This is a genomic window from Pseudomonas sp. MC6, assembly GCF_054790575.1.
On sequence record NZ_CP186504.1, the window covers coordinates 743948 to 756368 of the forward strand.

At 58.5% G+C, this 12421-nt stretch carries 10 protein-coding genes; 4 read left to right on the plus strand and 6 right to left on the minus strand.

Translation table 11 applies throughout. From position 1 onward, the window contains the following. Window positions 1–15 precede the first annotated feature (15 nt). Window positions 16–1050: a selenide, water dikinase SelD gene (gene selD, locus ACOYXE_RS03450; protein WP_150795782.1), complete on the plus strand. Its 1035-nt coding sequence runs from the start codon at window positions 16–18 to the stop codon at window positions 1048–1050. Then, the gene (mnmH, locus tag ACOYXE_RS03455) at window positions 1050–2153 is read left to right on the plus strand and encodes a tRNA 2-selenouridine(34) synthase MnmH (RefSeq protein WP_160058736.1); all 1104 of its coding nucleotides are present in this window, start codon (window positions 1050–1052) and stop codon (window positions 2151–2153) included. Before selD ends, mnmH begins: the two co-directional genes overlap by 1 nt. A gap of 119 nt (window positions 2154–2272) precedes the next feature. On the opposite strand, the gene ACOYXE_RS03460 is transcribed toward mnmH, so the two are convergent. After that, window positions 2273–2947, minus strand: coding sequence for a hypothetical protein (locus ACOYXE_RS03460; protein ID WP_016985322.1), 675 nt, complete (start codon window positions 2945–2947; stop codon window positions 2273–2275). 316 nt (window positions 2948–3263) lie between these two features. Here ACOYXE_RS03460 and ACOYXE_RS03465 point away from each other — a divergent pair, with 316 nt between their 5' ends. Both ACOYXE_RS03465 and hemB read left to right on the plus strand, forming a co-directional pair. Beyond that, on the plus strand, window positions 3264–3962 hold the full coding sequence (locus ACOYXE_RS03465) for a glutathione binding-like protein (RefSeq protein WP_160058735.1): 699 nt from the start codon (window positions 3264–3266) through the stop codon (window positions 3960–3962). 242 nt (window positions 3963–4204) lie between these two features. Continuing rightward, a complete protein-coding gene (gene hemB / locus ACOYXE_RS03470; protein ID WP_160058734.1) occupies window positions 4205–5179 on the plus strand; it encodes a porphobilinogen synthase in 975 nt (324 codons plus the stop codon). A gap of 18 nt (window positions 5180–5197) precedes the next feature. On the opposite strand, the gene ACOYXE_RS03475 is transcribed toward hemB, so the two are convergent. The 5 genes from ACOYXE_RS03475 to ACOYXE_RS03495 all read right to left on the minus strand — a co-directional run bounded on the left by ACOYXE_RS03475 (window position 5198) and on the right by ACOYXE_RS03495 (window position 12416). After that, window positions 5198–5761, minus strand: coding sequence for a dCTP deaminase (locus ACOYXE_RS03475; RefSeq protein WP_160058733.1), 564 nt, complete (start codon window positions 5759–5761; stop codon window positions 5198–5200). Then, complete coding sequence (locus ACOYXE_RS03480; protein ID WP_160058732.1) at window positions 5758–6477, minus strand: amino acid kinase family protein; 720 nt, start codon at window positions 6475–6477, stop codon at window positions 5758–5760. Before ACOYXE_RS03480 ends, ACOYXE_RS03475 begins: the two co-directional genes overlap by 4 nt. Next, on the minus strand, window positions 6474–8204 hold the full coding sequence (locus ACOYXE_RS03485; protein ID WP_460927728.1) for an NUDIX hydrolase: 1731 nt from the start codon (window positions 8202–8204) through the stop codon (window positions 6474–6476). Before ACOYXE_RS03485 ends, ACOYXE_RS03480 begins: the two co-directional genes overlap by 4 nt. Window positions 8205–8336: 132 nt before the next feature. Continuing rightward, entirely contained in the window at window positions 8337–9866 is a 1530-nt protein-coding gene (locus ACOYXE_RS03490) for an FAD-dependent oxidoreductase (protein ID WP_160058730.1), read from the minus strand. Window positions 9867–10211: 345 nt separating this feature from the next. Next, the gene (locus tag ACOYXE_RS03495; RefSeq protein ID WP_460927730.1) at window positions 10212–12416 is read right to left on the minus strand and encodes a TonB-dependent receptor; all 2205 of its coding nucleotides are present in this window, start codon (window positions 12414–12416) and stop codon (window positions 10212–10214) included. Window positions 12417–12421 lie beyond the last annotated feature (5 nt).

Below are 12421 nucleotides of genomic sequence, written 5' to 3' on the forward strand. Positions count from 1 at the left end.
GCCTGAGACTCCCCCATGAGCGAGCCGATTCGTCTGACCCAATACAGCCACGGCGCCGGTTGCGGCTGCAAGATTTCCCCGCAGGTGCTGGAAGTGATTCTGGCCGGCAGCGGTGCGCAGAACCTTGATCCGAAACTGTGGGTCGGCAACGCCTCGCGGGATGACGCGGCGGTATACGAGATCGATGCCGAGCGCGGTGTGGTCTCGACCACGGACTTTTTCATGCCGATCGTCGATGACCCGTTCGACTTCGGCCGCATCGCCGCGACCAACGCGATCAGCGATATCTACGCGATGGGCGGTGATCCGCTGATGGCCATCGCGATTCTCGGCTGGCCGGTCAATGTGCTGGCCCCGGAAGTGGCGCGTGAAGTGATTCGCGGTGGCCGTGCGGTTTGCGACGCGGCGGGCATTCCACTGGCGGGCGGGCATTCGATCGATGCGCCGGAGCCGATCTTCGGCCTCGCGGTCACCGGTCTGGTCGAGAAGCGCCACATGAAGCGCAACGACACCGCCACCGCCGGTTGCCTGTTGTACCTGACCAAACCGCTGGGCATCGGCATCCTCACCACCGCCGAGAAAAAGGGCAAATTGCGCGCCGCCGACGTCGGCGTGGCCCGCGACTGGATGTGCACCCTGAACAAACCCGGCAGCCGCTTCGGCAAACTCGCCGGCGTTACGGCGATGACCGACGTCACCGGTTTTGGTCTGCTCGGGCATTTGGTGGAAATGGCCGATGGCAGCAAGCTCACCGCGCGCATCGCCTACGACCGGGTGCCGCGTCTGGACAGCGTCGAGTACTACCTCGATCAGGGCTGTGTGCCCGGCGGTACGCTGCGTAATTTCGACAGCTATGCCAGCAAGGTCGGCCGCGTGCAGGAGCTGCATAAGCGCGTGCTCTGCGACCCACAAACCAGCGGTGGTCTGTTGATCGCGGTGACGCCTGAAGGCAATGAAGAATTCCTCGCCGTCGCCGCCGAACTGGGTCTGAACCTGGCGCCAATCGGCGAACTGGTTGAGCGACAGACGAACGCAGTCGAGGTGATTTGATGCTCCGCGACTGCACTGACTACCGAGACATTTTCCTCAACGACCGGCCGCTGATGGATGCCCGCGCGCCGGTCGAGTTTCACAAGGGCGCGTTCCCCGGTGTGATCAACCTGCCGCTGATGAACGACGTCGAACGGCAGAAGATCGGCACCTGCTATAAACAGCACGGTCAGCAGGCTGCCATCGAGTTGGGCCATCAATTGGTGTCGGGCGCGGTGAAAGCCGAGCGTATCGAGGCTTGGGCCGATTTTGCCCGCGCCCATCCTGACGGTTATCTCTATTGTTTTCGGGGTGGCCTGCGCTCGCAGATCACCCAGCAGTGGCTGCGTGACGAAGCCGGCATTGACTATCCGCGTGTCGGCGGCGGCTACAAGGCAATGCGCAACTTCCTCATCGACACCCTTGAGCAGGCCATCGCGCAATGTGATTTCGTACTGCTCGGCGGCATGACGGGCACCGGCAAGACCGAAGTGCTGGTGCAACTGCAAAACGGCCTGGACCTTGAAGGGCACGCCAATCATCGCGGCTCCAGCTTCGGAAAGCGCGCCACCGGGCAGCCGTCGAACATCGACTTTGAAAACCGTCTGGCCATCGACATTCTCAAGAAGCGCGACGCGGGTATCACGCAGTTTGTGCTGGAGGACGAGAGCCGGGTGGTCGGCAGTTGCGCCTTGCCGCTGCCGTTGTATCAGGGCATGCAGCAGTACCCGATGGTCTGGCTGGAAGACAGTTTTGAGGATCGTGTGGAGCGGATCCTGCGCGATTATGTGGTCGATCTGTCGGCGGAGTTCTCTACGGTGCATGGCGAGGAGGGCTTTACGCTGTTTTCTGAACGTCTGCTGGAAAGCCTCAACAACGTGCAGAAGCGCTTGGGTGGCGAGCGCCATCGACGCTTGCTGATTTTGATGGAAGACGCGTTGGCGGCGCAGGGGCGTAGCGGGGCGGTGGACTTGCATCGCGGCTGGATCGAAGGGTTGCTGCGTGAGTATTACGACCCGATGTATGTGTTTCAGCGCGAGAAGAAGGGCGGGCGGATCGAGTTTGCCGGGGAGCGTGGGGCGGTGCTTGAGTATTTGCGTGAGCGGCTGAGCCAGAAAGGTTGAGTTTGTAGCGGCTGGCCTCTTCGCGAGCAGGCTCGCTCCGACAGGGGATTTGTATTTCACGCAGATCCAATGTGGGAGCGAGCCTGCTCGCGAAGGGGCCGGGTCAGACCACACAAGAATCAGGTCGGGCAGGTTTCCTTGCCATGATCCAGCCCCTGCTTGTAGCTGTGGCTCTGCAGACTGGCCTTGCCGTTGTGCCAGGTCAGGGTCAGTACATACAGCGAGTCAAAATCGTTGCCCGCCCAGTCCTCAGTGATGTTCTGTTTCTCGCCGACCGCTTTGCCAGCCACCTTGTTGATCAACTCCGGCAGATAGCCGTGGGACCACGCGGTGTAAATCGTCGAGTTGTGATACTTGTCTTCCAGCAGCTCGCGGGCCAGATCGCTGGTGTCGTTGGCCGAGAACTCGATGTTCACCGGCAGACCGAGCTTGATCGCGGCAGGGCTGATGGTCATCAGCGGGCGAATGTAGCTGTAGGAGTTGTCCAGCTCACCTTCCTCGACATTGCGTGTCGGGTTGGCGGCGAACACGTAATCGGCCTTGCCGAATTTTTCCGGCAGCAGCGTCGACAGGTCGATGGCGCGGTTCAGGCCCTGGCAGTTGAGCTGGCCGAGACCGCCCTCGGGTTTTTCTGCGTGGCGCAGGAACACCAGGGTCTGGGTGCCATCCGCCGGTTGCGCGCGGCTTTCGCTGGACTCAAGCGACAGAAACAGCGCACTGACGGCCAGCAGGGAAGGCAGGGCCACATACGCACGGTGTTTGAAGCGTTTGGCGAATCGCATAAGGTTCGTCATGAAATAGAAAGTTCTTCAGCAGATTCAATTAAGGCTGACAAACCTTTACACCACGGGCTCCCAGCACCGGGTGTTTTCCCTGTCATGAACGGCTTCCTCTGCAACAAAGGCATAGCTCAGAGTCCCCTGAGGGCCGTTTGGTTCGATCGTCCGAGTGCGCAGCACTCTAACGGCTACGTTTAGCGGCCTGGTGGCAGGTTAGCGACAGGATGTTGCGGATTTAAGTAGGTGCAACGACGCTGGCAAAAAGAACCCGCGCTAGAGCGTGTGATCCTGGATTATGCTCAGGACTTTAATTTGTGACTGGATGCTTCCCATGACCGATCTGTCCGCGTTCCCGATCACCCAGAAGTGGCCGGCGCAGTACCCTGACTGGATTCAGCTCTATTCCTTGCCGACGCCCAACGGCGTCAAAGTCTCGATCATGCTCGAAGAAATCGGCCTGCCGTACGAGCCGCACAAGGTTGCTTTCGACAGCAATGATCAGCTGTCCGCCGAGTTCCTGTCGCTGAACCCGAACAACAAGATCCCGGCGATCCTCGATCCCCATGGTCCCGAAGATAAGCCGCTGCCGCTGTTCGAGTCCGGTGCGATCCTGATTTACCTGGCCGACAAAAGCGGCCAGTTGCTCGCCCAGGAAGGCGCGCAGCGTTACGAAACCATCCAGTGGTTGATGTTCCAGATGGGCGGCATCGGCCCGATGTTCGGCCAGCTCGGCTTCTTCAACAAATTTGCCGGCAAGGACTACGAAGACAAGCGTCCGCGTGATCGTTATGTCGACGAAAGCAAACGTCTGCTCAAAGTGCTCGACGGTCGGCTCGAGGGCCGTGACTGGATCATGGGCGAGCGCTACACCATCGCCGATATCGCCACGTTCCCATGGGTGCGTAATTTGATCGGGTTTTACGAGGCCGGTGATCTGGTTGGCATCAGCAACTTCCCGAATGTCACCCGGGTGCTTGAGCGATTCCTCGCGCGTCCGGCGGTCATTCGCGGCCTGACCATCCCTTCCTGACACCACACATCCCCCTGTAGGAGCTGCCGAAGGCTGCGATCTTTTGATGTTGATTTTTAAAAGCAAGATCAAAAGATCGCAGCCTTCGGCAGCTCCTACAGGGGATTTGTTGTGTCACAGCGATTATTACACCCCCAGTAATGCACTCTTGATTGATCCAGGTTTGTACCCCAACCCCCGCAAGGCATAAGCTTCGCCCCCTACGACTTTCGTCTCATCTGCCGTTTTCAGGAAAGGCCCTCATGTCCAGTCAGTTCCCCGAAGCACGTCCACGCCGTCTGCGCCGCAATGCGAGCCTGCGCAGCCTGTTCCAGGAAACCGAATTCAGCCTGAACGATCTGGTGCTGCCGATTTTCGTCGAAGAAGAAATCGACGACTTCGTGCCGATCAAAAGCATGCCCGGGGTAATGCGTATTCCCGAGCGCAAACTGGCCAGCGAAATCGAGCGTTATGCCCGTGCCGGCGTCAAGTCGGTGATGACCTTCGGCGTGTCCCACCATCTGGACAGCAACGGCAGCGACACCTGGCGCGACGATGGTCTGGTCTCGCGCATGTCGCGCATTGCCAAGGATGCCGTGCCGGAGATGATCGTGATGTCCGACACCTGCTTCTGCGAATACACCGATCACGGCCACTGCGGCGTGATGCACAACCATGAAGTCGACAATGACCAGACCCTGATCAACCTCGGCAAACAAGCCGTGGCAGCGGCGCGTGCCGGTGCTGATGTGATCGCGCCGTCGGCGGCGATGGACGGTCAGGTGCGGGCGATTCGCCAGGCACTGGACGCGGCCGGCTTCACCCAGATTCCGATCATGGCCTACTCGACCAAATTTGCTTCGGCACTGTACGGCCCGTTCCGCGAAGCCGGTGGCAGCGCGCTGAAAGGCGACCGCAAAAGCTATCAGATGAACCCGATGAACCGCCGCGAAGCCTTGCGCGAATCACTGCTCGACGAGCAAGAAGGTGCCGACGCGCTGATGGTCAAACCGGCTGGCGCGTACCTCGACATCATCCGCGACATCCGCGAAGCCTCGAACCTGCCGCTGGCGGCGTATCAGGTCAGTGGTGAGTACGCGATGATCAAGTTCGGCGCACAGGCCGGGGCGATCGATGAGGATCGCGTGGTCCGTGAAAGCCTCGGCGCGATCAAGCGCGCGGGTGCAGATCTGATCTTCACTTACTTTGCGATGGATCTGGCGCTGGCCGGGATCTAGATAGCCCGCCGCCAGCACCTAGCGGGCTGGCTTGAGGTTGAAGTTTGTCGGTAGTGTCTGCTCCCCGGCTGCATAAATCCCTGAGTAGGTAGTGCGGCTGGGGGAGCGTTGCTGATGCACACGCAGGTGACAGAGCTTGACACCGGGATACAGGCGAATGTTATCTCGCGACAGATTAATGATCTCGAGTGTCAATCTCGAGGGCTCGCGCTCGCCGAAGGTCGCGGCGATAAAGTTGGAGCCAAAGTTCAGATTCATGCCAATGCGTGCATAGCAGGACAACAGACCCATCTCGGCACATACGTTGTTCCCCAGCCGCAGTCTTTCCACGGACGAGGCGAGGTAAAGCACCCCCGGCTCGAGTACATACCCTTCTGGCGGTATTTGGACTTCGGTGAATAACGCGGCGGTGTCAGTCGAACGGCTATCGATGGTGACAGCGGTCGATTGTCGAACCAGCATTCGGTCGTGCAAGCGCAACAGATAGCTGGAAGAGCGCAGACAATCAGGATTGAAGTCAACTATCTGCAAATCTTCACCATTATGCCCGTTGAGGATGTCGGTATCGCTCCAGACACTCATAGCACTATCTCCGTGGCACTCTCGCACTGCTCGGGATCAAACAGGGCTATATAGTTATCCGGGGCAAGCAGCCAGGTCGAAATTCCAGCGCTGCGGATGATCTGCACCGATGCGCTGTCCATGATGTAATGCCCAGGGTTCTGTGCTTCGAATGATTCTGCGCGCGCTCCGAGATCGGCTATCGGCCATTTTTCGATGCGAGTCGGAGTGGGGAACCCGGCTGAGAAAACCGGAACCTTGGCTTTGAAGACGATCAACTTGTCTGCCGCGATGGCTTGAGCTGCTGCGGCTGCCAAAGTATCGGTGGAGGCATAACGAATGTCTGGATCGACAAAGAAGATCGTTGCGCGGCTGTCCGCCATAACAGCATTCAGCTCGGTGACGGGCACCAGTACTTCATGCACGCTGGCGCCAGATCTGCTGCAGTACGAGAGGAAGACTTTCTGCAGCGTTCGCACGTGATCGGTACCAATCGCTTTCAGCTCGTCAGCGCTGGCATGCATTTCTCTGGCGAAGTTGGTCTGCAGGTGCGAGCCCACTCCGCCGGAAACGATCACCCATTGTTGAGTGTTATCCTGAGATGAAATCAGTTTGAGAAGATCACGGTAAAAGTCGGCGTCGATCCGATAATCGCGGTAGCTTAGCCAGTCGATACTCGAGGTCGACGGCCCCTTCTTGATCATGCCTGCACCGGGCAATTTGATGACGATCGTCATGGCATATAACTCAATTTCTTCATTACGCCAAGTGCACCTGGGGTCAGAAGGTCTGCCTTGAGGTCGGCTATAGGGACAAGTTTGGTCTTGCTGATTTCGCTGCTGTCGAGTTGATAGTCACCATCCGGTAAATCGGCCTTGAAGACAAACCAGAGGTGTCGGTCCGCGTTATGACGGCAGGCATCGTTGAGTTCGAAGGCTGGCGTGATCAGTCGCGGGTTACTCAGGGTTAATCCCAGCTCTTCATAAACTTCCCGTTTGATCGCTTCTACAGGCGTCTCATGGCGGTTCACGTGTCCGGCGACAATGCTGTATTTTTCTTTGTAGAAGGGGTCAGCCTTTTTTATCAGCAGCAACTTGTCGTCTTTTTCAATGATCAATCCTGTGGAGAAATGAGTCACCGAACCATCGGGCGCAAGCACTTCACAGACCTGATCACCTTGCGCAAGAACGTCGGTTACCTTTTCAAGCCTGAGAAAGATGTCGTTGATGATCTTGTCCGAGTCAGCGTCTTTGGCAATGTCCTTGATTCGCGAATGCATTGCTTGCAGTTTCTTCTCCGTCATGCCCCGGCTGCAAAGCCATTGGCACATTTCTTTGACGGCTTGCTCGCCAACGGGTTTGCCTGACGAAGCCTTCAACTCAATGGTCTCGATCTTGCCACTCTGGCGGAAGGCTGCCAGGTCTTTTTGCAGTAACTGGTTATGTTCAGACTCCTTCACATCAACGGCAAACCGATAAAGGTTGTTGGCGTAGGAAAGAGGACCTGGTTGTATCTGCGCGTAGCCTTTTTGCTCCAGTGCCTTGATCTTGACGCCCGGATAACGCTGAGTGAAGAAGTGTAGTTCGATGTTGACTTGGTTCGTCAGCCTGGCAAGTTCGCGAATCGCGCCGAGAATCTTGATCATGCGGCGAACCATATCGGCTTCGACATGAACGCTGTCATCGTCGTTGCATACGAATTGTCCCTTCTGCCGGGTGAAGGCAGGATTTTCATATTCTTGCGTCAGGTCGAGCAGAGACTTATGACTCTGGATATAAGGACTGCAAATATAAAAGTGCAGGGTTTTTATATCTTTCTTGTGATTGGCAACGGTGGTGATGAAGTCCGAGGAGAGCTGCGACGTTGTGGTGAATATGTGCACGACCTCTTTACTGGTTGTTGCCAGTCTCTTGAGGAAATCGTTGTCGGAGGTGAGTTTAAGGTCGTCGCCGGTCACGTATTCTGAGGGAGGAGCAAGTGTGTCGGCAATTTTGTGTATTAGTGGGAAGTCCACGGTGGCCTCCCTGAGAAGATACTTGCGATAAGCCTGCCATTTGGCGGCTTTTTGCGCGAGGACTTTGAAATGTTGAAAGCCAAGAGTCGCGGCCTGCTTGACGTTCTTTTCACCCTGCAGCGTGACTATCATGGCTGCAGAAGATTTAACGGAGAGCTTCTCGATATAGGCAGGTGTGATTTCGTCGTTTCTTTTACGTCGAAAAAGCTTCAGCTTTGTCAGTTTCGTTTCGCTGGGGGCGCAGAAAAACTGCTCGGTTTGCCGTTCCCATTGGATGGCGAAGATTCTGCTGATTTTTAGCAGGTATCGCTTGGTGGTCATGTCCCAGACCAGAAGACTAACAATCAACGCGCCAATCAGTTGATAGAAGAAGTCCTGTGTTGGAAATACCAGAACGTAGAAAAATAAAATCAATACTGCAGCGACGAGATATACCAAAATCCCTAGCATGTATCAGTCCTTATAAGGATGTATTTTGCGGTTCTACGATTTTTCAATCAGGCAACATCGCGGGAGTGAACGGCGGTAGACGGTAGCATAATGCTGGCATGCTGAAGTGTCATGCTGAATACGCCATCGAGTTCAAGGAAAGTAAGGTCGGACACCATGCTCCCGAAAGTAGCGTTCGATCACCTTCGGATCCGCACTGTTATCGGCAATCGCCACATAGGTATCCGGGCGCAGCAGGTAAAAACCGTTTCGCCCCAACCCCGCCGTGTCAAACGCCGGCCGCCAGTCGAACACATGCAGCGGCAAGTGATGTTCGTGGCACCAGGCAATCATTTCGTCGCTGGTGTCGCCGTAGACATGCACCTGCCAGCACGGCTGTCTGAGCGATTCGTAATTATCCCCCTCACCATCATGCGCCCACGGCAAACGGTCACCGCCGTGCACGTGGCCGGCTGCGCCCTGGCTCAGCGGCATACCGCGATAGTTGAGGGTGACTTGCGACACAGTGCGAAAAAGGAACTCGCGACTGGCCTCGAACGAGGCCATTTTCGGGATCAGAAACGGTGCCACGCGCATGCGCAGCAAGTCAGCCATGCGCCCCTCGGCGGTGACGAAGCTGAAGACTTTATCGGTGGTCGACACTAATCGGCGGGCGAAGGCAATGCGTTCGGTTTCGTAGCTGTCGAGCAGGCTCGGCTCGGCGGCGCCGCTGAGCACAGCGGCAAGTTTCCACGCCAGATTGATCGCGTCGCCGATGCCGGTGTTCATGCCCTGACCGCCCGCCGGGCTGTGCACATGCGCGGCATCGCCGAGCAGAAACGCGCGACCACTGCGAAAATGCTCGGCCACGCGGTGATGCACGCGGTAGGTCGAGAACCAGTGCACATCTTCGATATGCACTTTCAAGTGATCGATGGCACGGCTGCTGACATCGGAAAATTCCAGGGTTTCGGCGCGATCCGCACGTTCATCACGCACGGTGCCGATTAGCCTTGCGCGGCCTTCGCCGGCGAGAGGAAACACGGCGAGAAAGTCCGCTTCATCCAGATCCAGGTGCAATTCGCCGTTCATTGCCGGGCCGCTGGCCTTGACGTCGGCCACGTAGAAAATCTGCTGATAAGTGCCGCCGGGGAAACCGGTGTCGAGGGTTTTGCGCACGACTGAGCGGGCGCCGTCACAGCCGGCCAGATAACAGGCCTGGCAGATTTCCTGCTCGCCATCGGGCAGGCGCAAATGCGCGGTGAGGCCGTCGCCGGTTTCTTCGAAGCTTTCCAGTGTGGTGTCGCGCTCGACCGTGACGCCGTAGTCCTCGAGACGCTCGATCAGCAGCCGTTCGTGTTGATCCTGCGGGAAGATTTCGACGAACGCGTAGGGCGTCAGGCCTGCGCCGATGCGGTTCAGTGGCAACTGCGCGACCGGTTTGCCGTTGACCCAGAAAGTCGCCGCCGCGACCCGATGGCCGTTGCGCACCACTGTGTCGGCGAGGTCCAGTTGCCGGTACAACTCGAGGGTGCGCGCCTGCACCGCCAGGGCCCGCGATGTGGTGCCGGGTGCGGAGGTTTTATCGATGATGCGCACGCGCACGCCGAGTTTGCTCAGCCACAGGGCCAGTACCAGCCCGGTCGGGCCGGCGCCGATGATCAGGACGTCGCTGCGGTTCATGGGCCTGTCCTCCGTTTGCTGTGCAGCAAGTATGGATCAGCAGGCGAGGGTGGCCAGTGGATCGGCCAGACGGAAAAAGGCCCCGTAGTAGTGAGGCCTGTTTTCAGGTGTTCGGCGGGAAGGTTTTGGCGGTAGTGAAATTTACCCCCTCACCCCAGCCCTCCCGAAACGTCGGACCGCCCCCAAGGGGGCGAGGGGGAAAGGGAGCCGATTTGGGGGCTTTTCAGAACCTGAGTTCGACTCGATGGCACACGTCGGTGTACTTCGAAAGAACACCGCAATCAGTCCCCTCTCCCTCCGGGAGAGGGTTAGGCGGGCGGCGTTCCGATGAGGGGCTTTTCAGCCTTAGAAATCAATAGTGCCGGACAACTTCGCCACTCGTGGCTCACCCTGAGTCAGATACCCACCCTGAGCCGATTCCCAATACTTCTTGTTCGCCAGATTCTCTACACCCAGCCGCACGGTCACGTTCTTCTCCGACACCTTGAACGCATAACGCGCACCCGCATCGAAGCGGTTCCAGGTCGGCAGGCTCAGATTGTTCGCCGCATCGGCGTATTGACCGCCGGTGCGCAGCATCCGCGCATTCAGCGCTACGCCTTGCAGGCCCGGCACGTCCCAATCCGCACCAGCGTTGAACTGGAAGGTCGGCACGCCGATCGCACGGTTGCCGTCGTTGGCGCCGTTGAGGGTGTTCTTCAGTTCGGTGTCCATCAGGGTCAGGCCGCTGATCAGGCGCAGGCCCTGAACCGGCTCGCCGAACACGTTCATTTCCACGCCTTTGTTGACCTGCTCGCCTTCACGCACGTAGGTGCAGGTGGTGGCGCTGTCGATTTCGCAGTAACCGTCGCTTGGCTGTTCGATGCGATAGACACCCAGGCTCGCGCCGTAAGTGCCCATGTCGACTTTCACCCCGACTTCGGTCTGTTTGGAACGCGCCGGTGCATAGACTTCGTTGCCGTTGGTCACGCGGAAGCCGCCGGTGCTGGTCGGCGAGGTCGGGCCCTGAGCCAGGCCTTCGATGTGGTTGGCGTAGAACGACACATGTTCCCATGGCTTGAACACCACGCCATACACCGGCGTGGTGATCGACTCGTCGTAGCTCGACTTGCGATCGCCGCTGCCCCAACTGGCGTAGTTGTAGCCTTGCACCACCAGTTGCTGGCGACGCAGGCCGGCGGTGACCAGCAGGCGATCATCGAAGAAACCGAGGGTGTCGGAAATCGCCAGGCTGCGGTTGAAGGTCTTGCCGACGATGCCTGGATCATTCACATCACCGCCGGCAAAGTTGCCCACCGGCGATGGCGTTTGCACCGGGTGGTAGATGTTGTTGGCGTACTTGGTCAGGTCGAAATCATAGGCGCTGCGCTGTTCGGCCCAGATGCCGGTCAGACCGAAGTTGAGCTGATGGCTGACCGGGCCGGTATTGAATTTACCGTTAAGGCCGGCCATCACGCTGGTGTTGTCTTCGTCATGGGGAATGAACGAGCCGGTGGTGAACGACGCGCCGTTGTTACCGACCAGGGTGGTCGAGTTGTAGCGACCGACTTCCCGGGTGTGCTTGGCGCCACCAGCAGCATAGGCGGTCCAGTTGTCGTTCAGGTCGTACTCGGCGCGGAGCATGCCGAAAGTGTCTTCAATCTCGGTGTAGCCCCACTTCGGCGCGTAGTTGGTGTCGGCCGATGGCGCGTCCGGAATGTGCGTGGCTGTGCCGAGGTTGACCGAGTTGCGACCACCGTTGACACGCTCTTTCTGGTAGGCGAAGTCGCCGGAGATGCGCAGGGCGTCACCGCGATAGTCGAGGCCGATGGCGAACAGTTTCGAACGCTGGTTTTCGTGGTCGATGCCGGTGTCGCCTTCACGCTGGGACAGGTTGATCCGTGCGCCGAAGCGGTTGTCTTCACCGAAGCGCTGGCCGATGTCGAAGTGATGACCGATGCGGCCTTCGCTATTGATGTCGGTGGTGTAACGACGCAGCGGCACGTCACCGGCGCGTTTCGGTTGCAGGTTGACGCCGCCGCCGATGCCGGAGCCGGTCGGGGTCACGCCGTTGATAAAGGCGTTCGGGCCTTTGAACACTTCCACGCGCTCCAAGGCGTCGGTGGAAATGATCTGCCGTGGCAGCACACCGTAGAGACCGTTATAGGAAATATCGTCGCCGTTGAGCGGCAGTCCGCGAATCATGAAGACCTGCGCCTGGTTGGAGAAACCGGAGGCCTGACGTACCGACGAATCGTTGAGCAGCACGTCGGCGACGTTTTCGGCCTGCTGATCCTGGATCAGTTGTTCGGTATAAGAGGCGGCGCTGAATGGTACGTCCATCATGTCCTGATTGCCGAGCACGCCGAGCTGGCCACCCCGGGCAACCTGACCACCCGCGTAAACCGGGGGCAAGGCGTTGGGCGTCGGGGCTTGAGCATTGACGTTGACGTCGTCCAGCACCAGCGCTTTGGCATCGCCTTCAGCGGCGTGAGCGGTGACAGTCAGGGAGCACAGCAGGGCGAGAAACGTCGGGCGAAACGGGACGGCGAGTCGAGCTGGAGCGGGCATGTATG

Excerpts from the sequence above, each read along its gene's own strand:
- ACOYXE_RS03465 (WP_160058735.1), top strand. The coding sequence starts at position 3,264 with ATGACCGATCTGTCCGCGTTCCCGATCACCCAGAAGTGGCCGGCGCAG.
- hemB (WP_160058734.1), top strand. The coding sequence starts at position 4,205 with ATGTCCAGTCAGTTCCCCGAAGCACGTCCACGCCGTCTGCGCCGCAAT.
- ACOYXE_RS03460 (WP_016985322.1), bottom strand. The coding sequence starts at position 2,947 with ATGACGAACCTTATGCGATTCGCCAAACGCTTCAAACACCGTGCGTAT.
- ACOYXE_RS03480 (WP_160058732.1), bottom strand. The coding sequence starts at position 6,477 with ATGACGATCGTCATCAAATTGCCCGGTGCAGGCATGATCAAGAAGGGG.
- ACOYXE_RS03490 (WP_160058730.1), bottom strand. The coding sequence starts at position 9,866 with ATGAACCGCAGCGACGTCCTGATCATCGGCGCCGGCCCGACCGGGCTG.
- mnmH (WP_160058736.1), top strand. The coding sequence starts at position 1,050 with ATGCTCCGCGACTGCACTGACTACCGAGACATTTTCCTCAACGACCGG.
- ACOYXE_RS03475 (WP_160058733.1), bottom strand. The coding sequence starts at position 5,761 with ATGAGTGTCTGGAGCGATACCGACATCCTCAACGGGCATAATGGTGAA.
- ACOYXE_RS03495 (WP_460927730.1), bottom strand. The coding sequence starts at position 12,416 with ATGCCCGCTCCAGCTCGACTCGCCGTCCCGTTTCGCCCGACGTTTCTC.
- ACOYXE_RS03485 (WP_460927728.1), bottom strand. The coding sequence starts at position 8,204 with ATGCTAGGGATTTTGGTATATCTCGTCGCTGCAGTATTGATTTTATTT.
- selD (WP_150795782.1), top strand. The coding sequence starts at position 16 with ATGAGCGAGCCGATTCGTCTGACCCAATACAGCCACGGCGCCGGTTGC.